The 26,187-nt window shown below is 63.9% G+C and carries 24 protein-coding genes and 1 pseudogene; 17 read left to right on the plus strand and 8 right to left on the minus strand.

The features are described 5' to 3' along the window. The first annotated feature begins 16 nt into the window (after positions 1 to 16). The 14 genes from rpsN to ABDW49_RS05685 all read left to right on the plus strand — a co-directional run bounded on the left by rpsN (position 17) and on the right by ABDW49_RS05685 (position 10,798). Positions 17 to 322, plus strand: coding sequence for a 30S ribosomal protein S14 (gene rpsN / locus ABDW49_RS05620; protein WP_343610341.1), 306 nt, complete (start codon positions 17 to 19; stop codon positions 320 to 322). A 10-nt stretch (positions 323 to 332) separates the two neighbouring features. Beyond that, the gene (gene rpsH / locus ABDW49_RS05625) at positions 333 to 728 is read left to right on the plus strand and encodes a 30S ribosomal protein S8 (protein ID WP_343610343.1); all 396 of its coding nucleotides are present in this window, start codon (positions 333 to 335) and stop codon (positions 726 to 728) included. After that, positions 728 to 1,261 carry a 50S ribosomal protein L6 gene (gene rplF / locus ABDW49_RS05630; protein ID WP_343610345.1) on the plus strand — a complete coding sequence of 178 codons (534 nt, stop codon included), beginning with the start codon at positions 728 to 730 and terminating at the stop codon, positions 1,259 to 1,261. Before rpsH ends, rplF begins: the two co-directional genes overlap by 1 nt. Next, the gene (rplR, locus tag ABDW49_RS05635) at positions 1,261 to 1,611 is read left to right on the plus strand and encodes a 50S ribosomal protein L18 (RefSeq protein WP_343610347.1); all 351 of its coding nucleotides are present in this window, start codon (positions 1,261 to 1,263) and stop codon (positions 1,609 to 1,611) included. Before rplF ends, rplR begins: the two co-directional genes overlap by 1 nt. Before the next feature lie 2 nt (positions 1,612 to 1,613). Continuing rightward, on the plus strand, positions 1,614 to 2,324 hold the full coding sequence (rpsE, locus tag ABDW49_RS05640) for a 30S ribosomal protein S5 (protein WP_343610349.1): 711 nt from the start codon (positions 1,614 to 1,616) through the stop codon (positions 2,322 to 2,324). 5 nt (positions 2,325 to 2,329) lie between these two features. Then, a complete protein-coding gene (gene rpmD / locus ABDW49_RS05645; protein ID WP_343610350.1) occupies positions 2,330 to 2,506 on the plus strand; it encodes a 50S ribosomal protein L30 in 177 nt (58 codons plus the stop codon). A 202-nt stretch (positions 2,507 to 2,708) separates the two neighbouring features. Then, positions 2,709 to 3,188, plus strand: a complete 480-nt coding sequence (rplO, locus tag ABDW49_RS05650) for a 50S ribosomal protein L15 (RefSeq protein ID WP_343610351.1) — start codon at positions 2,709 to 2,711, stop codon at positions 3,186 to 3,188. Between the two features lie 132 nt (positions 3,189 to 3,320). Next, positions 3,321 to 4,688 carry a preprotein translocase subunit SecY gene (secY, locus tag ABDW49_RS05655; RefSeq protein WP_343610353.1) on the plus strand — a complete coding sequence of 456 codons (1,368 nt, stop codon included), beginning with the start codon at positions 3,321 to 3,323 and terminating at the stop codon, positions 4,686 to 4,688. Positions 4,689 to 4,743: 55 nt separating this feature from the next. Next, the gene (locus tag ABDW49_RS05660; protein WP_343610354.1) at positions 4,744 to 5,388 is read left to right on the plus strand and encodes an adenylate kinase; all 645 of its coding nucleotides are present in this window, start codon (positions 4,744 to 4,746) and stop codon (positions 5,386 to 5,388) included. A gap of 372 nt (positions 5,389 to 5,760) precedes the next feature. Beyond that, on the plus strand, positions 5,761 to 6,129 hold the full coding sequence (gene rpsM / locus ABDW49_RS05665) for a 30S ribosomal protein S13 (protein ID WP_343610355.1): 369 nt from the start codon (positions 5,761 to 5,763) through the stop codon (positions 6,127 to 6,129). A 52-nt stretch (positions 6,130 to 6,181) separates the two neighbouring features. Continuing rightward, positions 6,182 to 6,571 carry a 30S ribosomal protein S11 gene (gene rpsK, locus ABDW49_RS05670; protein WP_068091513.1) on the plus strand — a complete coding sequence of 130 codons (390 nt, stop codon included), beginning with the start codon at positions 6,182 to 6,184 and terminating at the stop codon, positions 6,569 to 6,571. A gap of 112 nt (positions 6,572 to 6,683) precedes the next feature. After that, the gene (locus ABDW49_RS05675) at positions 6,684 to 7,751 is read left to right on the plus strand and encodes a DNA-directed RNA polymerase subunit alpha (RefSeq protein WP_343610357.1); all 1,068 of its coding nucleotides are present in this window, start codon (positions 6,684 to 6,686) and stop codon (positions 7,749 to 7,751) included. A 156-nt stretch (positions 7,752 to 7,907) separates the two neighbouring features. Beyond that, positions 7,908 to 8,324 carry a 50S ribosomal protein L17 gene (rplQ, locus tag ABDW49_RS05680; protein ID WP_206238818.1) on the plus strand — a complete coding sequence of 139 codons (417 nt, stop codon included), beginning with the start codon at positions 7,908 to 7,910 and terminating at the stop codon, positions 8,322 to 8,324. Positions 8,325 to 8,689: 365 nt separating this feature from the next. Then, positions 8,690 to 10,798 carry a prolyl oligopeptidase family serine peptidase gene (locus ABDW49_RS05685; RefSeq protein ID WP_343614166.1) on the plus strand — a complete coding sequence of 703 codons (2,109 nt, stop codon included), beginning with the start codon at positions 8,690 to 8,692 and terminating at the stop codon, positions 10,796 to 10,798. On the opposite strand, the gene ABDW49_RS05690 is transcribed toward ABDW49_RS05685, so the two are convergent. After that, positions 10,775 to 11,545, minus strand: a complete 771-nt coding sequence (locus ABDW49_RS05690; RefSeq protein WP_343610359.1) for a sterol desaturase family protein — start codon at positions 11,543 to 11,545, stop codon at positions 10,775 to 10,777. The genes ABDW49_RS05685 and ABDW49_RS05690 overlap by 24 nt on opposite strands. A gap of 105 nt (positions 11,546 to 11,650) precedes the next feature. Here ABDW49_RS05690 and ABDW49_RS05695 point away from each other — a divergent pair, with 105 nt between their 5' ends. After that, positions 11,651 to 12,091, plus strand: a complete 441-nt coding sequence (locus ABDW49_RS05695) for a hypothetical protein (protein WP_343610361.1) — start codon at positions 11,651 to 11,653, stop codon at positions 12,089 to 12,091. Between the two features lie 79 nt (positions 12,092 to 12,170). On the opposite strand, the pseudogene lpdA reads toward ABDW49_RS05695, so the two are convergent. The 7 genes and pseudogenes from lpdA to ABDW49_RS05730 form a co-directional block, all read right to left on the minus strand. Beyond that, positions 12,171 to 13,573: pseudogene (lpdA, locus tag ABDW49_RS05700) on the minus strand (dihydrolipoyl dehydrogenase). 19 nt (positions 13,574 to 13,592) lie between these two features. After that, a complete protein-coding gene (odhB, locus tag ABDW49_RS05705; protein ID WP_343610363.1) occupies positions 13,593 to 14,828 on the minus strand; it encodes a 2-oxoglutarate dehydrogenase complex dihydrolipoyllysine-residue succinyltransferase in 1,236 nt (411 codons plus the stop codon). A gap of 66 nt (positions 14,829 to 14,894) precedes the next feature. Beyond that, a complete protein-coding gene (locus tag ABDW49_RS05710) occupies positions 14,895 to 17,744 on the minus strand; it encodes a 2-oxoglutarate dehydrogenase E1 component (protein ID WP_343610365.1) in 2,850 nt (949 codons plus the stop codon). Between the two features lie 162 nt (positions 17,745 to 17,906). Next, on the minus strand, positions 17,907 to 18,794 hold the full coding sequence (sucD, locus tag ABDW49_RS05715; protein WP_343610367.1) for a succinate--CoA ligase subunit alpha: 888 nt from the start codon (positions 18,792 to 18,794) through the stop codon (positions 17,907 to 17,909). A 77-nt stretch (positions 18,795 to 18,871) separates the two neighbouring features. Continuing rightward, positions 18,872 to 19,834 carry a malate dehydrogenase gene (gene mdh / locus ABDW49_RS05720; protein WP_343610369.1) on the minus strand — a complete coding sequence of 321 codons (963 nt, stop codon included), beginning with the start codon at positions 19,832 to 19,834 and terminating at the stop codon, positions 18,872 to 18,874. Positions 19,835 to 20,438: 604 nt separating this feature from the next. Next, complete coding sequence (locus ABDW49_RS05725) at positions 20,439 to 20,747, minus strand: hypothetical protein (RefSeq protein ID WP_343610370.1); 309 nt, start codon at positions 20,745 to 20,747, stop codon at positions 20,439 to 20,441. A gap of 217 nt (positions 20,748 to 20,964) precedes the next feature. Then, a complete protein-coding gene (locus ABDW49_RS05730) occupies positions 20,965 to 22,155 on the minus strand; it encodes a cell wall hydrolase (protein WP_343610371.1) in 1,191 nt (396 codons plus the stop codon). A gap of 294 nt (positions 22,156 to 22,449) precedes the next feature. On the opposite strand from ABDW49_RS05730, the gene uvrA reads away from it, so the two are divergent. Then, positions 22,450 to 25,407: an excinuclease ABC subunit UvrA gene (gene uvrA, locus ABDW49_RS05735; protein WP_343610373.1), complete on the plus strand. Its 2,958-nt coding sequence runs from the start codon at positions 22,450 to 22,452 to the stop codon at positions 25,405 to 25,407. After that, positions 25,407 to 26,090, plus strand: coding sequence for a hypothetical protein (locus ABDW49_RS05740; RefSeq protein WP_343610375.1), 684 nt, complete (start codon positions 25,407 to 25,409; stop codon positions 26,088 to 26,090). Before uvrA ends, ABDW49_RS05740 begins: the two co-directional genes overlap by 1 nt. The last annotated feature ends 97 nt before the right edge of the window (positions 26,091 to 26,187 follow it).

A 26,187-nucleotide genomic window follows, 5' to 3' on the forward strand; every position in this document is an offset into this window, starting at 1 on the left:
AAGAGAGCTTAAGTCCATGGCGAAACTGAGTTCGATCAACAAGAACGAGCGTCGCAAGCAGCTCGTTAAGAAGTATGCCGCGAAGTATGCCAAGCTGAAGGCTGTGGCGGCTGACCAGTCGGCTGATGATACCGAGCGTCTCATCGCCCGTCTGAAGCTGGCGGAAATCCCGCGCAACGCGAATCCTACGCGCGTTCGCAACCGCTGCGCCACCACCGGCCGCCCGCGCGGCTATTATCGCAAGTTCGGCCTGTGCCGTGTTGAGCTGCGTGATCTGGCCAACAAGGGCCTGATCCCCGGCGTGACCAAGTCGAGCTGGTAAGGATACTTCGATGGCTTTGACCGATCCCCTGGGTGATATGCTCACCCGCATCCGCAACGGGCAGCAGGCGAAGAAGGATTCCGTCCTTTCGCCCGCTTCCAAGCTGCGCGCCCGCGTTCTGGAAGTTCTCCAGCGCGAGGGCTACATCCGCGGTTTCTCGGAGGACGCCACCGGCGCCCATCCGCAGCTGCGCATCGAGCTGAAGTACTTCGAAGGCGAAGCCGCCATCAAGCACGTCGCTCGCGTCTCCAAGCCCGGTCGCCGGGTGTACTCGGGTAGCAAGGAGCTTCCCGTGGTGCGCAACGGCCTTGGCATCACCATCGTCTCGACGCCGCGTGGCGTGCTTTCGGATGCCGAAGCGCGCGCTGCCAACGTCGGTGGCGAAGTGCTGGCGGAGGTGTTCTAATGAGCCGCATCGGCAAAAAGCCGGTCGCTATTCCGGCCGGCGTCACCGCCACCATCAATGATGGTGTGCTCACCGTGAAGGGTGCCAAGGGCACGCTCACGCTGGGTCTGGCTGACGAGATCACCTACGCTGTCGAGGACGGCGCGATTTCGGTGCAGCCCGCCAACGACACCAAGCGCGCTCGCGCGTTCTGGGGTCTGCAGCGCACTCTGGTCGCCAATCTGGTGACCGGCGTGACCGAAGGCTACAGCAAGACCTTGCTCATCACCGGCGTTGGCTATCGTGCCACCGCCCAGGGCAAGACTCTGAAGCTGCAGCTGGGCTACAGCCACGACGTCAACTTCCCTGTGCCCGAGGGCATCGAGATCAAGACCCCGGATAACACCACGGTCGAAATCTCGGGCATCGACAAGCAGAAGGTTGGCCAGGTGGCCGCGGAGATCCGTCGCTGGCGCAAGCCCGAACCCTACAAGGGCAAGGGTATCAAGTATCGCGGCGAGTTCATCTTCCGCAAGGAAGGGAAGAAGAAGTAATGGCCAAGCTGTCACTTTTTGCGCGCCGTCGTCGGCGCGTTCGCACCGCGCTCAAGGCGCGTGCCGGTGGGCGTCCTCGCCTGTCCGTGCATCGCACCGGCCGCCACATCTACGCCCAGATCATCGACGATGCTTCGGGTCGCACGGTCGCTTCGGCCTCTTCGCTCAAGAAGGGTTCCAAGGAGATCGGCGCGAACGTTGCTTCGGCCACGGTCGTGGGCAAGGAGCTGGCCGAGGCTGCCAAGGCTGCCGGCGTTACGGCTGTCGTGTTCGATCGCGGCGGTTTCCTGTTCCATGGCCGCGTCAAGGCGCTGGCCGATGCCGCCCGTGAAGGCGGGCTGGAGTTCTGATCATGGCTGACGAAACCAACCAGGAAGTCGAAACCGTCGCAGCTGCCGCCCCCGAGGGTGGTGAGCGCGAAGGTCGTCGTGGTCGCGGTCGCGGCGGTGAGCGTGGTGGCGAGCGTGGCGAACGCCGCGGTCGTCGCGACGATCGTCGTGGCAAGCCCGAGGAAGAGCAGGGCGAAGAGCTGATCGAGAAGCTGGTTCACATCAACCGCGTCTCGAAGACCGTCAAGGGCGGTAAGCGCTTCGGTTTTGCTGCTCTGGTCGTCGTGGGCGACGGCAAGGGCCGCGTGGGCTTCGGTCATGGCAAGGCGCGCGAAGTGCCTGAAGCCATCACCAAGGCCACCGCTTCGGCCAAGAAGAAGATGATCCGCGTCGCTCTGAAGGAGGGTCGTACCCTTCATCACGACGGCAAGGGCCACTTCGGCGCCGGCAAGGTGAACCTGCGTTCGGCTCCGGCCGGTACCGGGATCATCGCGGGCGGCCCGATGCGCGCTGTCTTCGAGAGCCTGGGCGTTCATGACGTGGTGACCAAGTCGGTCGGCACCTCGAACCCCTACAACATGATCCGCGCCACCTTCGCGGCTCTGGGTGAGCAGACCTCGCCCAAGTCGGTGGCGCAGCGTCGCGGCAAGAAGGTCACCGACCTGCTGTCGCGCGATGGTCATCACCACAGCGAGGCGCAGCTTGAAGCTGCTGCCGCTGCGATTACGGAGTAAGCGCAATGGCAACCATCAAGCTCAAGCAGATCGGTTCGCCGATCCGCCGTCCCGAGCATCAGCGCAAGATGCTGATCGGTCTGGGCCTCAACAAGATGAATCGCGTCGTCGAGCTTCAGGATACCGCTGAAGTGCGCGGCACGATCGCCAAGCTGCCGCATCTGGTGGCCGTGGTCGACTGATCACTGCCTTGATGTGCAAGAACAGGGCCTCGGCGGAAACGCCGGGGCCTTTTTCTTTGTGCGGCGGGGCAGGGGCCAGGGATTCCACAAAGTGGGTGACAAGGCGCGACTCTTGTCCTATGGGCGCCGCTTCCATTCGGCGCGTGGGCCTGCGGCTTACGCGCTTTTCTTAGCGCGACTAGAGCGAAAGCGAGTGCATATCATGGTTAAACTGAACGAACTCTTCGACAACTACGGCGCCCGTCACCGTCGCATGCGCGTTGGCCGCGGCATCGGCTCGGGCAAGGGCAAGACTGCCGGTCGTGGTCAGAAGGGTGCCAAGGCGCGTTCGGGCGTCTCGATCAACGGCTTCGAAGGCGGCCAGATGCCGCTCCACATGCGTCTGCCGAAGCGCGGCTTCAACAACCCCTTCGGCAAGGACTATGCCGAGGTGAATCTGGGCATGATCCAGAAGTTCATCGAAGCCGGCAAGCTGGACATCTCGGGCGTTGTCGATCACGCCGCTCTGAAGGCCGCTGGCCTGGCCCGTGGCGGCAAGGATGGCGTGCGTCTGCTGGCCAAGGGTGAGTTCTCCTCGAAGGTGTCCTTCAAGGTGACCGGCGTGTCGAAGGGCGCCCGCGCTGCTGTCGAGGCCGCTGGTGGTTCGATCGAACTGCCCGCCCCCAAGGCTGCTGCGGAATAATTCGCAATGAATTGACGGGCGGGGTTCCAGAGACCCCGCCCGTCTCTTATATGGGGTCTTCCGAAACCGGAGAGACTACCGCCGCTCATGCGACACGGATGTGTGCGGCCCCATCCAAGGCTTGACCATCTCATGGCTTCACGCGCCGACAATATCGCGAGCACGCTCAGTCTCGCCAATTTTTCCAAGGCGACCGAACTGAAGAACCGCATCTGGTTCACGGTTGGCGCTTTGATCGTTTTCCGCTTCCTCAGCTTCGTGCCGCTGCCGGGCATCAATCCGTTGATCCTCGACAAGCTCTATTCGCGCACGCAGGGCGGCATCCTCGACATTTTCAACACCTTCTCGGGTGGCTCGCTGCAGCGCATGAGCCTGATCGCTCTGGGCGTGATGCCTTACATCACCGCCTCGATCGTGGTTCAGCTTGCCGCCTCGCTGCATCCCGCGCTGGCCTCCCTGAAGAAGGAAGGCGAGAGCGGTCGCAAGAAGATGAACCAGTACACCCGCTATGGCGCGGTGCTGCTGACCGCCATCCAGGGCTATTTCGTCGCCAACGGCCTCGAAGCCTATGGCGCGTCGAGCGGCCTGCAGGCGGTGGTGCTGCCCAGCATGATCTTCCGCGTCTCGGCTGTCATCAGCCTGATCGGCGGCACGATGTTCCTGCTGTGGCTGGGTGAGCAGATCACCTCGCGCGGGATCGGCAACGGCACGTCGCTGATCATCATGGCCGGCATCGTCGCCCAGATGCCGCAGTTCTTCACGCAGCTCTTCGAGGGCGGCAGCTCGGGCTCGGTCAGCCCGATCGTCATCATCGGCATGCTGGCGCTGGTCATCGGCATGATCCTGTTCATCAGCTTTATGGAGCGCGCCACGCGCCGCCTGCTGATCCAGTATCCCAAAAGGCCAACGCAGAACGGCATGATGCATGCCGACCGCAGCCATCTGCCGCTGAAGATCAACACCGCGGGCGTGATCCCGCCGATCTTCGCCAGCTCGCTGCTGCTGCTGCCGCTGACCATCACGCAGTTCGCCGGCAAGTCGGTTTCGCCCGACAGCAAGCTGGGCGGCGTGATCGTCGCGCTCAACCAGTATCTGGGTCATGGCAAGCCGCTTTATATGCTGCTCTATGCCCTGGGCATCGTGTTCTTCTGCTTCTTCTACACCGCGGTTGTCTTCAACCCGGAGGAGACGGCGGACAATCTGAAGCGCAACGGCGGCTTCATCCCCGGCATCCGTCCGGGCAAGAACACGGCGACCTACCTTGATTACGTGCTGACGCGAATCACGGTTTTGGGCGCTGCCTATATTACTATAGTCTGCATTGTGCCTGAGTTCTTCATGGAACAGACTGGCCTGCGTCTGGTGGTGGCCGGTGGCACCAGCCTGCTGATCGTGGTGAACGTGACCGTCGATACGATCACGCAGATCCAGTCGCATCTGCTGGCGCATCAGTACGGCGATCTCATCAAGAAGGCGAAGCTGAAGGGTCGCATGCGCTAAGGCGCATGCCCCAAGGCTATTCTTTTCACCGCCGATTCAGTGGGGGAATTAGGACGTGAACATCATTCTGCTTGGGCCGCCGGGGGCGGGCAAGGGAACCCAGGCGCAACGTCTGGTTGAGCGTTTCGGCATGAAGCAGCTTTCCACCGGTGACATGCTGCGTGCCGCCGTGAAGGCGCAGACCGCTGTGGGCCTTCAGGCCAAGGCTGTGATGGAGCGCGGCGAGCTGGTCTCCGACGAGATCGTCTCGGCGCTGATCGGTGAAGAGCTGGACGCCATGGGCGCCGGCACGGGCGCGATCTTCGACGGCTATCCCCGTACCGAGGCGCAGGCCGAATCGCTCGACGGCATTCTGTCCTCGCGCGGTCGCAAGCTGGATCATGTGGTCGAGCTGAATGTCGACGAGGACGCTCTGGTTGAGCGCATCACCGGCCGCTACACCTGCGCGACCTGCGGCAAGGGCTATCACGATCATTTCGAGAAGCCCAAGGTCGAGGGCGTTTGCGACAAATGTGGCGGCACCGAGTTCAAGCGCCGTCCCGACGACAATGAGGCCACCGTGCGCACCCGCATGGCTGAATATCGCGCCAAGACCGCGCCGATTCTGCCGGTCTATGAGGCGCGCGGCATCGTGCACCGTGTCGACGGCATGGCGCCGATGGATGATGTGACCGCCGCCATCGCGGCCATCATCGGCTGACGTCTCGGCATGGGGCAGGGCGGGGCCAAGCGGCACCTTTGACCTGCTTCCTGCTTTGGTGTAACAATCGGGCGGAGCTGATCCACGGATCGGCTCCGCTTTCGGCTTTAAGGGCCGAAGTCACGTTGACTTATCCGGTCGGCGTTGACACTCGGCGCGAATCGGTTTAGTCGCGCCCTTCACTCGACAAAAATAGGACAGTTCGGTTAGGGATTCGCCATTGGAATTGCCATGGTGGGGCCAGCCGAATGGTTTTGTTTGGGTTTTCGGGTGCATGAGCGTTGAGATGGAGGCCTTGAAGCACCATCCGGCATCCCTATCTGGGATGCACCGGGCGGTTGCCATGGGCTTCTGTGGAGCATGGAGAAGTAAGTGGCTCGTATTGCCGGGGTGAACATCCCCACCAACAAGCGCGTGATCATCGCGCTGACCTACATTCACGGCATTGGTGCGTTCAAGGCCAAGCAGATCGCCGACAAGCTGGGTATCGACCATACCCGCCGCGTGCAGGACCTTTCCGACCAGGAAGTGCTCCACATCCGCGAGACGATCGACGCGGAGCACACCGTGGAAGGCGACCTGCGTCGCGAAACCGCGATGAACATCAAGCGTCTGATGGACCTGGGCTGCTACCGCGGCCTGCGTCACCGTAAGGGCCTGCCGGTCCGCGGTCAGCGCACGCACACCAACGCCCGCACCCGCAAGGGCAAGGCCAAGCCCATCGCTGGCAAGAAGAAGTAAGCCTTAACCCGGCTCACCCTCTCTTTTTGTACAGAATACAGGATTTTATCCAATGGCACGTGAACCCCAGCGCCTTCGTAAGCGGGAGCGCAAGAACATCACCAGCGGCATTGCACACGTCAATGCCAGCTTCAACAACACCATGGTCACCATCACCGATGCCCAGGGCAATGCGATCAGCTGGTCGTCTGCCGGCATGATGGGCTTCAAGGGCTCGCGCAAGTCGACCCCTTATGCTGCCCAGGTGGCCGCTGACGACGCCGGCAAGAAGGCCGCCGAACACGGCGTGCGCACGCTGGAAGTGGAAGTGAAGGGCCCGGGTTCGGGTCGTGAGAGCGCCCTGCGCGCCCTCCAGGCGGTCGGTTTCACCATCACGTCGATCCGCGACGTGACGCCGATCCCGCACAACGGCGTTCGCCCCTCCAAGCGTCGTCGCGTCTGACGATGCATCGGTGACGGGCGCCTGTTTCGGCGCCTGTCGCTTTTCTGCAAGGCCGCCGCATCACGCGCGTGATGCGCGGCCTTTCCCGCCAGAATAACCCCAGGGGAAGTCCATGACTGTCAACATCAAGAACTGGCAGGAACTGAAGAAGCCCAACGCCCTCGAGATCAAGCCGGGTGCCGATGGGAAGCGCCGCGCGACCTTCGTCGCCGAGCCGCTCGAGCGTGGTTTCGGCCTGACGCTCGGCAACGCGCTGCGTCGCGTGCTGCTCTCCTCGCTTCAGGGCGCGGCGATCACCTCGATCAAGATCGAGAATGTCCTGCATGAGTTCTCCAGCCTGGCTGGCGTCCGCGAGGACGTGACCGACATCGTGCTGAACGTGAAGCAGATCGCCCTGCGCATGCAGGGTGAGGGCCCCAAGCGCCTCCAGCTGTCGGCCACCGGCCCGGCTGAGGTCAAGGCGGGCGACATCGCCGTCACCGGCGATATCGAGGTGATGAACAAGGATCTGGTGATCTGTCATCTCGACGAAGGCGCCACCCTGAACATGGAACTGACCGCCGACACCGGCAAGGGTTACGTTCCGGCCGTTCAGAACCGCCCCGTCGATGCGCCGATCGGTCTGATCCCCGTCGACTCGCTCTACTCGCCGGTGCGTCAGGTCAGCTACAAGGTTGACAACGCCCGTATCGGCCAGGAGCTGGACTACGACAAGCTGAACCTCTCGGTGGAAACCGACGGCACCATCACCCCGGAAGACGCCGTGGCCTATGCCGCGCGCATCCTTCAGGACCAGCTGGCGCTGTTCGTCCACTTCGAGGACGTTGCTCCCATCGGTGCGCCTTCGCTCGCCGGCATGGGCGGTGCTGCCAGCGCCGCTCCGGAAGAGGGCGACACCAACCAGCTCAACCGCTACCTCCTCAAGAAGGTGGACGAGCTGGAGCTGTCGGTCCGTTCCGCCAACTGCCTCAAGAACGACAACATCATCTACATCGGCGATCTGGTCCAGAAGACCGAAGCCGAGATGCTGCGCACGCCGAACTTCGGCCGCAAGTCGCTCAACGAGATCAAGGAAGTTCTCTCTTCGATGGGTCTGCGCCTCGGCATGGACATTCCGGGCTGGCCGCCCGAGAACATCGAGGAAATGGCCAAGAAGCTCGAACAAGAGCTGCTGGGTTAAGGAATTGGGAAGGCGCCTCGAAAGGGGCGCCTTCTGCCTTTAAGTGAGGGCTTCTTTTATCGGAAGGCCTGCAAAAACGGCGATGGGTGGCTGCCGTGAATGCCACCAGGATCGGGCTACCTGATACGGGCCCCCTACGAACGGAAGGACTTATTTATGCGTCATAAGCACGGTCAGCGTAAGCTGCAGCGCACCAGCGGTCACCGCGCCGCCCTCCTGCGCAACCTCTCGGCTTCGCTCATCAAGCACGAGCAGATCACCACCACGCTGGCCAAGGCCCGCGAGCTGCGTCCCTACATCGAAAAGCTGATCACGCTGGGCAAGCATGGCGGCCTTTCGAACCGCCGTCTGGCTCACGCCCGTCTGCAGGACGATGCCCAGCTGGTGAAGCTGTTCGACACCCTCGCCGAGCGTTACGCTTCGCGCGCCGGTGGTTACACCCGCATCGTGAAGGCCGGTTTCCGCGCTTCGGACGCTGCTCCGATCGCGATCATCGAGCTGGTGGACCGCGACGTCTCGGCCAAGGGCCAGGACTCGGGCCCGGTGCTGGTCGCTGAGGGCGAAGAGGCGTAAGCCTTTCGGTTCCAGCTTCACGCTGAAACAAAAAGGGCGGCTCCGGACTTCGGTTCGGGGCCGCTTTTCTTTTGGGCAAGAAGGCTAAGAGATGATGCGAGGGCCATCGCCCTCGCGCTCCCTTTATTGTCTGCTTTGCGCCTGTTCCGCATCGTTGCGCTCTGGTCCAAAGGAGATTGCCTGCGGCGCTTCCTGTGGGCAAACCTCCGCTCGCGTTGCACCTGCTGACAAGCGTGTTAGTGTCGCGATCAATTCAGAAACTATTGGGGGCGGCATTGTTGCTTGGCGGATCGAATGGGGCAGGACGTTTTGAAAGGGCATCGATGCGGCGCGGGCTCACCCTCCTGCCTCTTCTGGCGCTGACCATGGCCACCAACACCTTTGCCCAGCCTGCTGCGCCAGCCTATCCGCAAACCCGCCAAGGCGATGTCGTTGAGCAGAAATTTGGCGAAACCATCCACGATCCCTATCGCTGGCTGGAAAACAATGTGCGCTCCGACAAGGAGGTCGCCGATTGGGTCGAGCGCGAGAATGCCGTTACCCAGACCTATCTCGCCCAGCTTCCGGCGCGCGACTGGTTCGCCAGCAACATCCGCGAACTGACCGATTTCGAACGCTTCGGCCTGCCGCATAAGGCCGGGCACCGCTACTTCTACCTTCGCAACGCCGGGCTGCAAAATCAGGCGCAGCTTTTCGTGCGCGACGGCCTGCATGGCGAGCCGCGCCTGCTGCTCGACCCCAACACCTGGGCCAAGGATGGCGCCACCGCGCTCGATCAATGGGTGCCATCGCCCGATGGGCGCCATCTGGCCTATTCCATTCAGGACGGCGGCAGCGACTGGCGCAGCCTGAAGGTGGTCGATGTCGCCACCGGCAAGCTGCTGCCCGACGAAATCCATTGGGTGAAGGAATCCGGCATCGCCTGGGTCGGGCATGAGGGCTTCCTCTATTCGCGCTTCCCCGAGCCGCCCAAGGGGCAGGATTTCGCGGCGATCAACTACAATCACGCTCTTTATTTCCACCGTCTGGGCACGCCCCAGAGCACCGATGAGCTGGTCTACAACTCGCCCGATCATCGCGACTGGAACCACAGCGCTCAGGTCACCTCCGACGGGCGCTATGCGGTCATCACCACCGCCATCGGCACCGATGCGCGTTTTCAGGTCCATGTGATCGATCTGAAACAGCGCGGCGCCAAGGGCTGGGCGACGCGCCCGCTGGTCACCGGCTTCGACCATGCGTGGAAGCTGGTGGACAGCATGGGCACGCGGCTGTGGTTCCTCACCAACTGGCAGGCGCCGCGCTATCGCATCGTCTCGATCGATCTGGCCGACCCCGATCCGCAATGGCAGGAGGTGCTGGGGCAGGGGACCGCCACGCTGCAGCAGGCCAGCATCGTGGGCCATCGCCTGATCGTCTCGATGCTCAAGGATGCCGCGACGCAGGCCGCGATCATCGACCTCAAGGGCAAGCCGATGCGTGGGCTGGCGCTCAACGGCATCGGCACGGCCAGCGGCTTCAGCGGCAAGCCGGGCGATGACGAGACCTTCTACAGCTTCTCCAGCTTCAACCGCCCCGCCACGGTCTACCGCCTCAATCTGAAGACCGGCAACAGCGAGATCTTCGCCGAGCCCAAGCTGGGCTTCAACCCCGATGACTTCACCATCGAGCAGCGCTTCTACGCCTCGAAGGATGGCACCAAGGTGCCGATGTTCATCGTGCGCAGCAAGGCGGTGGTGGGCAAGGCGGTGCCGACGCTGCTCTATGGCTATGGCGGTTTCGACATTGCGCTCACACCGGGCTTCTCGGCGGCGCGCATGGCGTGGCTGCGGGCAGGCGGGGCCTTTGCCATGGCCAATCTGCGCGGCGGTGGCGAATATGGCGCGGCGTGGCATGATGCGGGCCGTCTGGCGCGCAAGCAGAATGTCTTCGACGACTTTATCGCGGCGGGCGAGTTCCTGATCCGTGAGGGCATCACCGCCAAACATGGCCTTGCCATTCAGGGCGGGTCGAATGGCGGCCTGCTGGTGGGCGCGGTGGTCAATCAGCGGCCCGATCTGTTCGCCGCGGCCAATCCAGCGGTCGGCGTGATGGACATGCTGCGCTTCGACCAGTTCACCGCCGGGCGCTATTGGGTCGACGATTACGGCTATCCCGACAAGGAGGCCGATTTCCGCGTGCTGCGCGCCTATTCACCCTATCACAACATCCATGCCGGAGCGGATTACCCCGCTATCCTTGTCACCACGGCGGACACCGACGATCGCGTGGTCCCCGGCCACAGCTTCAAATATACGGCAGCCTTGCAGGCGGCGCCTCTGGGGCCGAAACCGCATTTGATCCGCATCGAGACCCGCGCCGGCCATGGCGCGGGCAAGCCCACCGACAAGGCGATTGCCGAAAGCGCCGATGTTCTGGCGTTTCTGGCGGCATGGTCTGGGTTGAATGTGTCAGGCCTGAAGGTGGGGGGCTGAGGCGGGGGCTTCCCGCTCTGCCTCCGGCGCCTCGGGGCGGTTCCAGATCAGCGGCCAGATCAGCACTTCGCCCAAGGATTGCGGGTGCCGGTCCAGCCCCGTGGGCGGGCGCCCCTCGGGGCGGCGATAGCTGCCGCAGAGCACGTCGAAGATCGGGAAGATTGCCGCGAAATTCTGGTCGTAATGCTCCGGGCGGCTCGAGTGATGGCGCCGGTGATAGGCCGGGCTGTTGAGCAGCCATGACCAGCGCCCGAAATTCACCGGCAGGTCGGCATGGGCAAAGATGTTCCACAGGCTGGCCAACCCATAGGCGGCATAGATCGCCGGGGTGGGGGTGATCACCATCAGCGTCGCGGCCCAGATCGTCACCTGCTTGATCAGCGGGTCGGCCCAGTAATGACGCTGGGTGGTCAGCACATTCATGTTGGGGTCGGAGTGGTGCAGCGAATGCATCGCCCAGAGAAAGGGAATGCGATGCTGCGCGACGTGGAACAGGAACTCCAGCCCGTCGCGCAGGAAAAGGAAGATCAGGAACCCCGCCCAGAAGGGCAGATGCGCGCCATCGAGCAGCGCCGGGCCCGTCCAGCCGCGCAGCAATGGCACCAGCACCATCACCGAGCCCAGTTGCAAGGCCCAGATCTGAAGGTTGCGCCAGCCGTCATGCGGCCCTTGCCCACGCCTTTGCTCGGCCCGCAGCAGAAGCAGCAGCACAACCAGTTGCGGGACAAAGGCGAGGAGCAGATCCATAGGGCCCGCTTCTAGCCGCCGGGGGTTAACAAAGCGCGCAGAAGAAGCCGCGACAGGAAGACCTGCCGTCCGGATTCCGCCACAATCGGCGGCTAGCCTGCGTGGATGCGCCGGTCATATTTTTCGCTCTGGATAGCCGCCATCACCGTTCTCAGCGCCGCCGGGGCCGCTTATGGCCAGACCGCGCCGCCCTCGCATGTGCAGGAGATGATGGAGGAGGAGCGCCATCTGGTTCACCCCAGCCAGCATCGCGACGATTGCCCGGCGGAGGATCCGCTCAACAAGGCGATCGTGGTCTGCGCGCCCGACACCAGCCAGCGCTATCGCGTGCCGCCCGCCAGCGACGACGCGAAGAGCCGCGCCGGAACGCGCGGCGGATCGCTGAGTCCGCCCGATGTCTATGGCGGGGCATCCTGCGACCGGGGTTGCATCCGTGGCGGCTATGCTCCGCCGCCGGTCTATTACATCGACCTGTCGAAAATCCCCGAAGCGCCGCCCGGCAGCGATGCCGACAAGATCGCCAAGGGCGAGATGCGCGCGCCCTGACTTCGTGCAACCGGCCAAAAGAAAAGGGCGTTTCCGCGCGATGCGGAAACGCCCTTTCGTTGCTTGCCGGACAGGCCGATCAGATGTGGATCGGCTTGCCGCGCACGGCCATCGCCGCTTCCTTGATCGCTTCCGAATGCGTCGGGTGAGCGTGGCAGGTGTAGGCGATGTCTTCGCTGGTCGCGCCGAACTCCATGGCCTGAGCGGCCTGGGCGATCATCGTGCCCGCCACGCTGGCGATGCACCACACGCCCAGCACGCGGTCGGTGGTGGCGTCGGCGATGATCTTCACGAAGCCCTCGGGCTCGCGGTTGGTCTTGGCGCGGCTGTTGGCCAGCATCGGGAACTTGCCGACCTTCACCGTGTGACCGGCAGCCTTGGCGGCTTCCTCGGTCAGGCCCACGCCCGCGAACTCGGGGGTGGTGTAGACCACGCCGGGGATCACGTCATGGTTCACGATGCCGGTCAGGCCCGCGATGTTCTCGGCAACGGCAATGCCCTCGTCCTCGGCCTTGTGAGCCAGCATCGGGCCGGGGATCACGTCGCCGATCGCCCAGACGCCATCGACCTTGGTGCGGAAGTCATGATCGGTTTCGATCTGACCGCGCGCGTTCAGCTCCAGACCGATGTTCTCCAGACCCAGACCGGCGGTGTTGGCGCGACGGCCGATGGCCACCAGCACGGCGTCGGCCTTCAGCTGCTCGGCAGCGCCGCCAGCGGCAGGCTCGATGTCGAGCGTGACGGTCTTGCCCTCGACCTGAGCGCCGGTGACCTTGGTCGACAGCTTGAGTTCAAAACCCTGCTTCTTGAAGATCTTGGCGGCTTCCTTGCGGACATCGCCGTCCATGCCGGGGAAGAGCTGGTCGAGGAACTCGACCACGGTCACCTTGGCACCCAGACGGCGCCACACCGAACCCAGCTCCAGACCGATCACGCCGCCGCCGATGACGACCAGATGCTCGGGGATGCTCTCCAGCGCCAGAGCGCCGGTCGAATCCACGATGATCCCGGCGTCATTGTCGACTTCCACGCCCGGCAGCGGCATCACCGAGGAACCCGTGGCGATGACGATATGCTTGGCGGTGTAGGTCGTGCCGGCGACTTCGACGGTATGCGCGTCCTTGAACTGCGCATAGCCCTTGAGCCAGTCGATCTTGTTCTTCTTGAAGAGGAACTCGATGCCGCCGGTCAGTTCCTTCACGGCGGTGGCCTTCTCGCCCATCAGGACGGGCAGGTCGATCTCGACGCCGGTGGTCTTCACGCCGAACTTGGCGGCAGCGCCATGCGCCACCTCCTCGAACATTTCCGAGCCATGCAGCAGCGCCTTGGACGGAATGCAGCCCACGTTGAGGCAGGTGCCGCCCAGCGTGGCGGGCCCTCGGCGCAGGCGGTCTTCAGACCGAGCTGCGCCGCACGGATAGCGGCCACATAACCGCCGGGGCCCGCGCCGATGACGAGAACGTCGTACTGATAATCAGCCATTCTTCTATCCTTCCAGCGCTCAGAGGTCGATCAGCAGACGGTTGGGGTCTTCGATCGCTTCCTTGATGGTCTTGAGCGCGGTCACGGCCTCGCGACCGTCGATCAGGCGGTGATCGTAGGAGAGGGCGATGTACATCATCGGGCGGATCACGATCTGGCCGTTGCGGACCACCGGGCGGTCCTCGATACGGTGCAGGCCGAGCACGGCCGACTGGGGCGGGTTGATGATCGGGGTCGACATCAGGCCGCCGAAGACGCCGCCGTTGGAAATCGTGAAGGTACCGCCCTTCATGTCTTCCATGGTCAGCTTGCCTTCCTTGGCAGCCTTGCCGTAGTTGGCGATCGCCTTCTCGATGTCGGCGAAGGACATCTTGTCGACATTGCGCACCACCGGCACCATCAGGCCCGAAGGCGCCGAGACGGCGACCGACAGATCGACGTAATCGAAGTACACGATCTCATCGCCGACGATCTGCGCGTTGACGCCCGGAATGTCCTTGAGCGCCAGGCACGAGGCCTTGGCGAAGAAGGACATGAAGCCCAGCTTCACGCCATGCTTCTTCTCGAAGCTGTCCTTGTACTTGTTGCGCGCTTCCATCACCGCCGACATGTCGACATCGTTGAAGGTGGTCAGCAGGGCGGCAGTGTCCTGCGCGCTCTTCAGACGCTTGGCGATGGTCTGGCGCAGGCGGGTCATCTTGACGCGCTCTTCGCGGCGCTCATTGCTGGGCGCGGCGACCGGGGCCGACACGGCGGCGGCGGCAGGCGAGGCGGCCTTGGCCTGCGCTGCGGCAACCACGTCTTCCTTGGTGATGCGGCCGTCCTTGCCCGAACCCTTGATGGTGGCCGGATCGATGCCGTATTCCAGCACCGCGCGGCGCACGGCGGGGCTCAGCACGGCCGGATCGCTGCTTTCGGCGGCGGCGGGCTCGGCGGGGGCCACCGGGGTGACGGGAGCGGCAGCAGCCGGGGCGGGAGCCGCGGCAGCGGGAGCAGCGGCAGGCGCGGCAGCGGCGCCACCGGCCTCGATCGTGGCGATCACGGTGCCGACGGTGACGGTCTCACCCTCGGGGAACAGCTGGGCGCCCAGCACGCCCGCGACGGGCGAGGGCACGTCGACGGCAACCTTGTCGGTTTCGAGGCTGGCAATGGGCTCGTCTAGGGCGACGGTTTCGCCGGGCTTCTTGAGCCACTGGCCGATGGTGGCTTCACTGACCGATTCGCCGAGCGTGGGGACTTTGACTTCCGTGGACATGATGTGCTTCCGATCTTTCAGACGGGAAAATTAGATAAGCCGGTGAGAGGAGCTGAGCCCGAAGGCTCAGCCCTTCTGCTGACGGCGGATTTCCGAACGGACCGACAGGCCCAGCGCATCGGCAACCAGCGCGCCCTGTTCGAGCGTGTGGCGCTTGGCCGAACCCGTGGCGGGCGAGGCCGAAGCATGGCGACCGGCGTAACGGGCGCGGCCCGTCCTGGCGCCGGCGGCTTCCACCGCTTCCTCGATCAGCGGCTCCACGAAGAACCAGGAACCGTTGTTCTTGGGCTCTTCCTGGCACCAGACGATCTCTTCCAGCGCAGGCATCTTGGCCAGACGCGCGGCGAGAGGCTCGCCGGGGAAGGGATAGATCTGCTCGATGCGGACGATCTGCGTGTCGGTGATGCCGGCAGCGTCGCGCGCTTCCATCAGATCGAAGGCCACCTTGCCCGAGCAGAGCACGACACGCTTGGTGTCGGCGTCCGCCGGGGCCTTGGGGTCCGACAGGATGCGCTTGAAGTGACCGTCCTGGAACTCCTCGGCCTGCGACTTGGCCAGCGGGTGGCGCAGCAGGCTCTTGGGGGCCATGATGATCAGCGGCTTGCGGAACTGGCGGTGCATCTGGCGACGCAGCACGTGGAAGTAATTCGCAGGGCTGGTGATGTTGCAGACCTGCATGTTGTCTTCCGCGCAGAGCTGCAGATAGCGCTCCAGACGGGCCGAGCTATGCTCCGGACCCTGGCCTTCATAGCCATGGGGCAGCAGCATCACCAGACCGTTGGCGCGCAGCCACTTCGATTCCGACGAGGCGATGTACTGGTCGATGACGATCTGGGCGCCATTGGCGAAATCGCCGAACTGGCCTTCCCACAGCACCAGCGTCTTGGGATCGGCGCTGGCATAGCCATATTCGAAGCCCAACACGCCATATTCCGACAGCGTCGAGTCATGCACCTCGAAGTGACCATGGGGCACCGTGGTGAGGGGCACATACTTGTGCTCATCGTTCTGGTCGACCCACACCGCATGGCGGTGCGAGAAGGTGCCGCGACCCGAGTCCTGACCCGAGAGACGCACCGAATAGCCTTCCGAGACCAGCGAACCGAAAGCCAGCGCCTCGGCGGTTGCCCAGTCGAAGCCTTCGCCCTTGGTGAACATCTCGCGCTTGGCATCCAGCACGCGGCCCAGCGTCTTGTGGATGGTCAGGCCTTCGGGGACGGTGGTCAGCGTGCGGCCCAGGCTGTCGAACAGTTTGGTCTCGATGCCGGTGGGCACGTTGCGGCGCGCGCTTTCGGCGTCGGCAGGCTTGGTGAAGCCCGACCAGCGGCCGCCGAACCAGTCCGCCTCATTCGACTTGTAGGTCTTGGAGGCCTCGAAATGCTCTTCGAGATGGGCGTTGAAGGCCGAAACCTGCTCACCCAGGAAGCCCGCGTCGATCACGCCTTCCTGCTGCAGACGGGCAGCGTAGATCTCGCTGACCGGCTGATGCTGGCGGATCTTGGCATACATCAGGGGCTGCGTGAACGAAGGCTCGTCGCCTTCATTGTGGCCGAAGCGGCGATAGCACCACATGTCGATCACGATGTCGCGACCGAAGGTCTGGCGATAGTCCATGCCCAGCTTGCAGGCGAAGGTCACGGCTTCGGGATCGTCGCCGTTCACATGGATGATCGGGGCCTGCACGCCCTTGGCGACGTCCGAAGGATACGGAGAGCCGCGCGAGAACTGCGGGCTGGTGGTGAAGCCGATCTGGTTGTTGATGATGAAGTGGATGCAACCGCCGGTGTCGTAACCCTTCACGCCCGACAGGCCGAAGCATTCCCACACGATGCCCTGACCCGCGAAGGCCGCGTCGCCGTGGATCAGCACGGGCAGCACCTGCTTGTGCTTGGCGCCGGCGCCCACATCGGTGCCGATGTCGTCACGCAGCACCTGATAGGCGCGCGTCTTGCCGAGCACGACGGGATCGACGGTTTCGAGATGCGAGGGGTTGGGCATCAGGCTCATGTGAACCTTGGTGCCGTCGAACTCGCGGTCGGTGCTGGTGCCGAGGTGATACTTGACGTCACCCGAACCGCCGACATCCTCGGGGTTGGCGGTGCCGCCCGAGAATTCGTGGAAGATCACCTTGTAGGGCTTGGCCATCACATTCGCCAGAACGTTCAGGCGGCCACGGTGGGCCATGCCGTAGACGATCTCCTTGACGCCGAGCTGGCCGCCATACTTGATCACGGCTTCGAGGGCAGGGATCATGGACTCGCCACCATCCAGGCCGAAGCGCTTGGTGCCGACCCACTTCTTGCCGCAGAACTTCTCGTACTGCTCACCGCGCACCACCGCGCCCAGAATGGCCTTCTTGCCTTCGGGGGTGAAGTCGATGCTCTTGTCGGCGCCTTCCATGCGCTCCTGCAGGAACTTGCGCTCCTGCGTGTCGGCGATGTGCATGTACTCCAGGCCGACCTTGCCGCAGTAGTTCTGGCGCAGGATCGCGACGATCTCATTGACCGTGGCCCATTGCACGCCCAGCGCGCCGCCCAGATAGACCTTCTTGTCGAGCGCGGCGCCCGAGAAGCCGTGATACTCCGGCGTCAGGTCGGCAGGCAGGTTGCGGCGGTTCAGACCCAGCGGATCGAGATCGGCGGCCAGATGGCCACGCACACGATAGGTGCGGATCAGCATGGCGGCGCGCAGCGCGTCGCTGGCGGCTTCTTCCACCGAAGCTTCGCTGACCTGGGTGCCGGCCTTCTTGGCGGCTTCCTTGATCGCGGCTTTCAGAGTGGTGGGGTCCAGAGCGCGGGTCAGCTCATCCTCGGCATCGCCGCCGACCAGAGGCCAGCCCTTGCGCTGCCAGCTCGGCCCCGCCTGAGGGGGCTCCTGCGCCATATCGGGAAGAAAATCGTGGCTTTCGTTACCCATGGGAATCACCTTCCACGCGCCGGTCCGCTCCGGCACTTTCATTCATTCATCTGTCGCGGCGGGCCCCCGGATGGGGCAGGCGCGAGACATGTCTTCAATCAAACAACGGGCATGGTGAACCCAGGCTGGCCTCCACAGGCCCACCATGCCCGATGCGGTTACTTAGCCCTTGATCGCTTCGACCAGGGTCTCACCCAGCAGCGAGGGGCTGGCCGAGACCTTGATCCCGGCCGCTTCCATGGCCGCGATCTTGTCCTCGGCGCCGCCCTTGCCGCCGGAGATGATGGCGCCGGCGTGGCCCATGCGCTTGCCCGGAGGGGCCGTCACACCAGCGATGAAGCCGACCACCGGCTTCTTGCGTCCCTTCTTGGCCTTGTCGCGCAGGAACTGGCCGCGGCTTCTTCTTCGGCGGAACCGCCGATCTCGCCGATCATGACGATCGGCTTCGGTCTGCGGATCTTCCTGGAACAGCTTCAGGATGTCGATGAAGTTGGAGCCCGGGATCGGGTCGCCGCCGATGCCCACGCAGGTGGACTGGCCGAGGCCGGCGTCGGTGGTCTGCTTCACGGCTTCGTAGGTCAGGGTGCCGGAACGCGACACGATGCCTACCTTGCCCGGCAGGTGGATGTGACCCGGCATGATGCCGATCTTGCACTCGCCGGGAGTGATCACGCCCGGGCAGTTCGGGCCGATCAGGCGTACGCCCAGCTCGTCGCACTTGACCTTGGCGTCCAGCATGTCGAGGCTCGGGATGCCTTCGGTGATGCAGACGATCAGCTTGATGCCGCCGAATGCCGCTTCCAGGATCGAGTCCTTGCAGAACGGAGCCGGAACGTAGATGACCGAGGCGTCGGCGCCGGTGGCTTCCACGGCTTCCTTGACGGTGTTGAACACCGGCAGGCCGAGGTGGGTGGTGCCGCCCTTGCCGGGGGTCACGCCGCCGACCATCTTGGTGCCATAGGCGATGGCCTGTTCGGAGTGGAAGGTACCGGTCTTGCCGGTGATGCCCTGGGTGATGACCTTGGTATTCTTGTCAATGAGGATCGACATGGGTGTCTCCGAGAAAACGGGGGAGGCAGACAGTCAAAAAGGTGTCCGCCTCCCGACGGACACCTTTGCGATTGGGATCAGGCCAGCGAAGGATCGATGCCCTTGCAGGCGACCAGCAGTTCCTTGACCGCGTCGACCGAGATCTGGAGGTTGCCCTTGGCTTCCTCGTCCAGCTCGATCTCGACGATCTTTTCAACGCCATCGGCGCCGATCATGGCCGGCACGCCGACATAGAGGCCGTCAACGCCGTAAGCGCCGTCAACGTAAGCGGCGATCGGCAGGATGCGCTTCTGGTCGAACAGATAGGCCTCGGCCATGGCGATCGCCGAAGCGGCCGGGGCATAGAAGGCCGAACCGGTCTTGAGCAGGCCGACGATCTCGCCGCCGCCCGAACGGGTGCGCGCGACGATGGCGTCGATCTTTTCCTTGGTCGACAGGCCCATCTTGATCAGGTCGGGCACGGGGATGCCGTTGACGGTCGAATACTGCGTCACGGGCACCATGGTGTCGCCGTGGCCGCCCAGCACGAAGGTGTTCACGTCGCGGATCGAGACGCCGAATTCCCAGGCCAGGAAGGTCGAGAAGCGGGCCGAGTCCAGCACGCCGGCCATGCCGACAACCTTGTTGGCGGGCAGGCCCGAGAACTCGCGCAGAGCCCAGACCATGGCATCCAGCGGGTTGGTGATGCAGATCACGAAAGCGTCGGGGGCGTGGGTCTTGATGCCTTCGCCCACGGCCTTCATGACCTTCAGGTTGATCGACAGCAGGTCGTCGCGGCTCATGCCGGCCTTGCGGGGCACACCGGCGGTCACGATGATGACGTCGGCGCCGGCGATGTCGGCATAGTCGTTCGAGCCGGTGATCTTGGCGTCAAAGCCTTCGACCGGGCCGCACTGCGACAGATCGAGCGCCTTGCCCTGGGGGATGCCTTCGGTGATGTCGAAGAGGACGATGTCGCCCAGTTCCTTCTGCGCGGCCAGGTGAGCCAGCGTGCCACCGATGTTGCCGGCGCCGATGAGAGCGATCTTCTTGCGTGCCATGAACTTCCAGTCCTCTACGCTTCTGCGGGCTTCCGCCAGAACCTCGGGAGTGAGGCGATGACGGAGCTGGATCGATCCGGGCTTCCCACGCAGTCCCGCAAGCGCGCGGGGGCCCTTGGTTGGATTTGGAGGGTGCCCTATTCCTCTGCGCTGACCATTGCAAGGCACGAAACACATAGGCATGCAAAGAGTTTGTGCAAATAATTCGCAATATCTATAACTCGGGAAAAATGCACGTTTTCTTGAGGGAATGAACCTGTCTGGTACGTGAACCGGGGTGAGGCTGTGCGTTCGCTGCATGGCTTGATGCAGGAAACGCATCGATCGCCGCGCGCGGCCCAGCCATGCAGGCCGAGTCGCTTGCGACAAGGGGCCCGAGTCTGGCGACTGGGCCCCGTCGATGAGTGGTGGTGTGGTGGGCTCGCCCGCATCATGGGGCGAACCGCCTTAGAGTCTGTTTGGAAATCCGGCGTAAGCCGGATTTGCGGCACCAGCCCTCTCCCCCTCCCGGCCACCCACAGGATACTACCGATGGGTGGCCGGGAGGGGGAGAGGGCTGGTGCCGCGTTGAACATGCGCGAAAGCGCATGTTCCAAACGGGCTCTTAGCGCCGGCGGCGGCGGGGCGAACCGATCCCGTCGGCCATCCGGCGGTCGAGCTGGCGGCAGATGGCGCGCCAGTGATGCGATTGCTCATGGTCGCCGCGCTGCTGGGCGAGCAGGGTCAGGCGCAGCGCTTCGCCTGCGGCGTTGAGGCCATGGATGGCGAAATGGCGCAGGGTGCTGACCAGCAGGGCGTCCTCAAGGATCGGTGCTTCGACGTCATTGGCGGCGGCTGTCAGGGCAGGGGTGGTCAGCACGCGTCTGACGGCCTTGTATTCCCCACTTCCAGCAGCTGCGAAACGGATCGACATGGGGAGATGCTTCCTTGTTTTGACTGTTCGTGCGTTTTTGTTTTTCAGCGTTTTCATGGGGCGCCGGATGTTTCCACCCGGCCTGAAAACGCTCTGGCGACGCGAACAGCTCTAGCCCCCAAGGACCTAAACCTTTGTGTTGCGGCGTGGTTATCGAAATGTTGCGCCGTGTAAACTGCGCGCGGGCCGGGGTGAGGCGAGGCCTTATTGCGGCCAGTTACTGCGGAGAGGCGATCCACTGGCCGCTGTTGCGATAGTCATCGCGCACGCCCCCGCTGCCGGGAGCACCGCCCGGCAGGCCCGAGGCGCGATAGTTTTTATCGCCGCCGCGGCGGATGACGTCATCGGTGTAGGCCGGGGCCGGTTCGGCAGGCGTGCTGGCTGCCGCGAGCTGCACCTGCGCCGGGCTGCCGCCGGCCTGTTTCAGGCTGGCGTCATAGGCGCGCTCCACCGCCAGCGGATCGGCGGTGGCCAGCATATCGGCGCTCTGGCCATTGCGGGCGTGAGGGGCGGCCATCGGCTCGCCACCGGCATAGGCGAAGCGGAAGGCGGTGCCTTCGCCGGCAGGTCCGGGCAGGCGATAGAAGCGATGCGCGCCGATCTGGCCGATAAAGTTCATCGCCGCATCCCAATAAGGGTGGACGGCAAAGGTATGGTAATGTGTCGCGAGACCCACGGGCTGGAAGACGTAACCGGCCAGCGCCGCGCGCGCCACGGCCTGGGCGCGGTCCCAGAAATAGCGGTTGGGCAGGCGGGCAAGGGCGCCATCGCAGGTGAAGGTGAACTGGCAGCCGGTGCTCTTCTCCGAGCCCTGGAAGACCACGCCGCAGACCGTCTTGGGAAAGCTGGGATGCGCTACGCGGTTGAGCACCACCTGAGCCACAGCGCGCTGGCCGTCATCGGGCTCGCTGGCGGCTTCGTAATAGATGGCGCTGGTCAGGCATTGCAGGGCGCGGTCGTGATCCTGCCCTGCCGCCGCCGCGATCAGCGCGCGGGCCGAACCGGCGGGGCCGGTGAGGGTGGCCGGGGGCTCACCTTCATTGTGGGCATCGGGCGTCAGCGTCTGCGCGCCGTCGCCGGGCAGTTGGTCCCACGCGGCCAGATAATACCAGGCCGAGCCGGGGAAGCTTTCGCCGGGGCGCTCGAAGGGCATGGGGGTGATCTGCTGGGCGCTGTCATCGCCGGTCAGGGCGGCGAAGGTGTTGCTGTGCTGCTGGGCCTGCACCTGCCAGCTTGCGGCCACCACCACGGCGGCGATCGACAAAGCGGCGGCGCGCAGTCCCACGGCGTGATGCATATGCTGGCGGCGGGCGCGGGCGATGGTCAGCGGCTTGCGGCGCGAGAAGCGGGCATGGAAATCCGCCGCGCGCGGCAGATCTGCCAGCGAGCGGGTCGGGATGTCAGCCATGGCATTCTGGCGCGGTTGCATCCGCAGGACCTTTGCAGAAATTGGACAGCCTGTCGCTAGACGGTTCAACCATCCGTCGCATCTGTCGATTTGCCACCGTTCCAAAGCGGCACGGACAGGGGCCTTAACTGTTAATCGCTTAACGCTGGCCCGACTTGCATGGTTAAGATGGGCTTGTCGTCACAGGATCTCGTTACCACATTATGCGGGACGCGCGTGGCCCAGTGCCCTTTGCCCTTTCGGGTAAGCGCTTCGCACTTGCCACAATCGAACAAATCTGGAACACGGGCCTTCATGAGTCTCTCCCATATTACCGTGCGCGGCGCGCGTGAGCACAATCTCAAGGGCGTGGACATCACGCTGCCGCGAGACAGTCTGATCGTCATCACCGGGCTTTCGGGCTCGGGGAAATCGTCGCTGGCGTTTGACACGATCTATGCCGAGGGGCAGCGGCGCTATGTCGAGAGCCTGTCGGCCTATGCGCGCCAGTTTCTGGAAATGATGCAGAAGCCCGATGTCGAGCATATCGACGGGCTGTCGCCCGCGATCTCCATCGAGCAGAAGACCACCAGCCGCAATCCGCGCTCCACCGTGGCGACGGTGACCGAGATTTACGATTACATGCGTCTGCTGTGGGCGCGGGTGGGGGTGCCCTATTCGCCCGCCACGGGTCTGCCGATTGCGGCGCAGACGGTCAGCCAGATGGTGGACCGAGTGATGGCCTTGCCCGAGGGCACGCGCGCCTATCTGCTGGCCCCGGCCGTGCGCGGCCGCAAGGGCGAATATCGCAAGGAAATCGCCGAGTGGCAGAAGGCGGGCTACACCCGTCTGCGCATCGATGGCGAGATGTATGCGATTGAGGACGCGCCCGCGCTCGACAAGAAGTACAAGCATGACATCGAGGTGGTGGTCGACCGCGTGGCGGTGAAGGATGGCATCCAGAGCCGTCTGGCCGACAGTTTCGAGCAGGCTTTGAAGCTGGCCGACGGGCTGGCCTATATCGATCTGGCCGATGGCGTGGTGCCGGGGCGTGAGGGCGAGGCCAAGTCGAAGAATTTGAAGGGCGCGGGCGTGCCGCTGAACCGCATCGTGTTCAGCGAGAAGTTTGCCTGCCCTGTCAGTGGCTTCACGATTGAATCGATCGAGCCGCGTCTGTTTTCGTTCAACGCGCCTCAGGGTGCCTGCCCGGCTTGCGACGGTCTGGGCGAGAAGCTGCTGTTCGATCCGCAACTGGTGGTGCCCAATGAGGGGCTGTCGATCAAGGCGGGGGCGGTGGTGCCCTGGGCCAAGTCGAACCCGCCATCACCTTATTATATGCAGGTGCTGGCCTCGCTGGCCAAGCATTACGGTTTTGCGCTGGAAACCCAGTGGCATGATCTGCCCGCCGAGGCGAAGATCGTGATCCTCTATGGCACGGGCAAGACGCCGGTGCCGCTGACCTTTATGGACGGCAAGAAGCTCTACACCGTGACCAAGCCCTTCGAGGGCGTGATCGGCAACCTCAACCGCCGCATGCTTCAGACCGAAAGCGCCTTTATGCGCGAGGAACTGAGCAAATATCAGACCGCCCAGCCTTGCGAGGTCTGCGAGGGCAAGCGCCTGAAGCCTGAAGCTCTGGCCGTGAAGGTGGCGGGCAGCGACATCGCCGATGGCGTGCGCTTGAGTGTGCAGGACGCGCTGGCGTGGTTCTCCACGCTGGAGGAGAAGCTGACCGATCAGCAGAAGCAGATCGCCAAGGCCATTCTGAAGGAAATCAACGAAAGGCTTGGTTTTCTGAACAATGTGGGGCTGGATTACCTCAATCTGGACCGTACCAGTGGCACTCTGTCGGGCGGTGAATCGCAGCGGATCCGTCTGGCCAGCCAGATCGGCAGCGGGCTGTCGGGCGTGCTTTACGTGCTGGATGAGCCGAGCATCGGCCTGCATCAGCGCGACAATGATATGCTGCTGGCGACGCTCAAGCGGCTGCGCGATCTGGGCAATACGGTGATCGTGGTCGAGCATGATGAGGATGCGATTCGCGCCGCCGATCATGTCGTCGATCTGGGGCCGGGCGCGGGCGTGCATGGCGGCGAGGTGGTCGCCGAGGGTACGTTGGCCGATATTCTGGCGAACCCAAACAGCCTGACCGGGCAATATCTGACCGGCGCGCGCAAGATCGAGGTGCCTGCCGAGCGCCGCAAGGGCAATGGCAAGAGCATCACGGTCGAGAATGCGCGGGCCAACAATCTGAAGGGCGTGACGGCGAAGTTCCCGCTGGGGACCTTCTGCTGTGTGACCGGCGTGTCGGGTTCGGGCAAGTCGACGCTGACGCTGGATACGCTGCAGGCGGGGGCTTCGCGCACGCTCAATGGTGCGCGGGTGATCGCTGGGGCGCATGACAAGATCGTGGGCCTGGAAAACTGCGACAAGGTGATCGAGATTGATCAGTCGCCGATCGGGCGCACGCCGCGGTCCAATCCGGCGACCTACACCGGCGCCTTCACGCTGATCCGTGACTGGTTTGCGGGTCTGCCTGAGGCTCAGGCGCGGGGCTATAAGGCCGGGCGCTTCAGCTTCAACGTCAAGGGCGGGCGGTGTGAGGCTTGTCAGGGCGACGGGTTGATCAAGATCGAGATGCACTTCCTGCCCGACGTTTACGTCACCTGCGAGGAGTGCAACGGCAAGCGCTACAACCGCGAGACGCTGGAGGTGAAGTTCAAGGGCCATTCCATCGCCGATGTGCTGGATATGACTATCGAGGACGCCGAAAGCTTCTTCGCCAATGTGCCGCCGATCCGTGAGCGTATGCATATGCTCAACGAAGTCGGGCTGGGCTATGTGAAGGTGGGCCAGCAGGCGACGACGCTGTCAGGCGGCGAGGCGCAGCGCGTCAAGCTGGCCAAGGAGCTGGCGCGCAGGTCCACGGGCAAGACGCTCTATGTGCTGGATGAACCCACCACCGGCCTGCATTTCGAGGATGTGCGCAAGCTGCTGGAGGTGCTGCACCGGTTGGTCGATCAGGGCAACAGCGTGGTGGTGATCGAGCACAATCTCGACGTCATCAAGACCGCCGACTGGCTGATCGATATGGGCCCGGAAGGTGGCGTGCGCGGCGGCACGATTGTGGCAGAAGGCACGCCCGAGCAGGTGGCGAAGAACAAGGCCAGCTTCACCGGGCATTATCTCAAGCCGCTGTTGAAGCGGGGGGTAAACCAGCCGCCCGGCGGCGCGGGTATGGCCTCGCCGGGCAGAAAACCGGGGGAAGCGTGATGCGCAGCAGGGTTTGGGTCGTCGTGGCGGCGATGGTGTGGTCGAGCGCAAACCATGTTGCTGCGGCGGAGCCTAAGGCAGCATTGCCGCCGATGCCTCTTTCGCCCGACGGGCAACGGTATTTCCCGGAAAGCCTGAGGCATCAGGTCCTGAACTGTCCAAGGTTTCGCGCGGACGTTCCTCCAATGACGGTCATGGACGAATGGCGCGAGGGCATCACCTCTGAGTTTCTGGCGGCAGCGCGGGAGCCTTCGCTGGCCAAATACGCGCAGGACATAGCAAAAAGCAGAGGTTCGGCTGTGCGCCTTACATGGCTGCGTAGCTTTGACGAGCCCGTGACGGTGCGGTTGGAATGGGCGGCCTCTGGCAGGATGCATCTGACCGCGCGCATGCTATCGGGCAAAGGTGGCTATGGGCCGGGCAAGATCAAGCAGCGTATGGACCGCGATCTGAGCCCTGCGGAAGCCGAAGGGATGAACCGCCTGTTTGCCCGGGTCGGCTTGTGGAGTCAGCCCACCGCCATATGCGACGCGGGCCTGGACGGCGCGGAGTGGTTGTTTGAAGGTGCCGATACGATTGGCTATCATCTTGTCAGACGACAAAGTCCAGAGAAGGGCCCAGTGCGGGAAGCCGGTCTCGCGATGCTCAAATTGACTGGCTGGAGCTTTAAGGACATCTACTAGGCGTCGAAACCAAAAACCCCGCCGGTGAGGGCGGGGCAATCGGCTTCGGCCCAGAGCAAACCTCTCGCCGGAAGACGTTATGGGAGCGCGAGGGGGT

The sequence above is a fragment of the Novosphingobium sp. genome (genome assembly GCF_039595395.1).
Lineage (GTDB): Bacteria > Pseudomonadota > Alphaproteobacteria > Sphingomonadales > Sphingomonadaceae > Novosphingobium.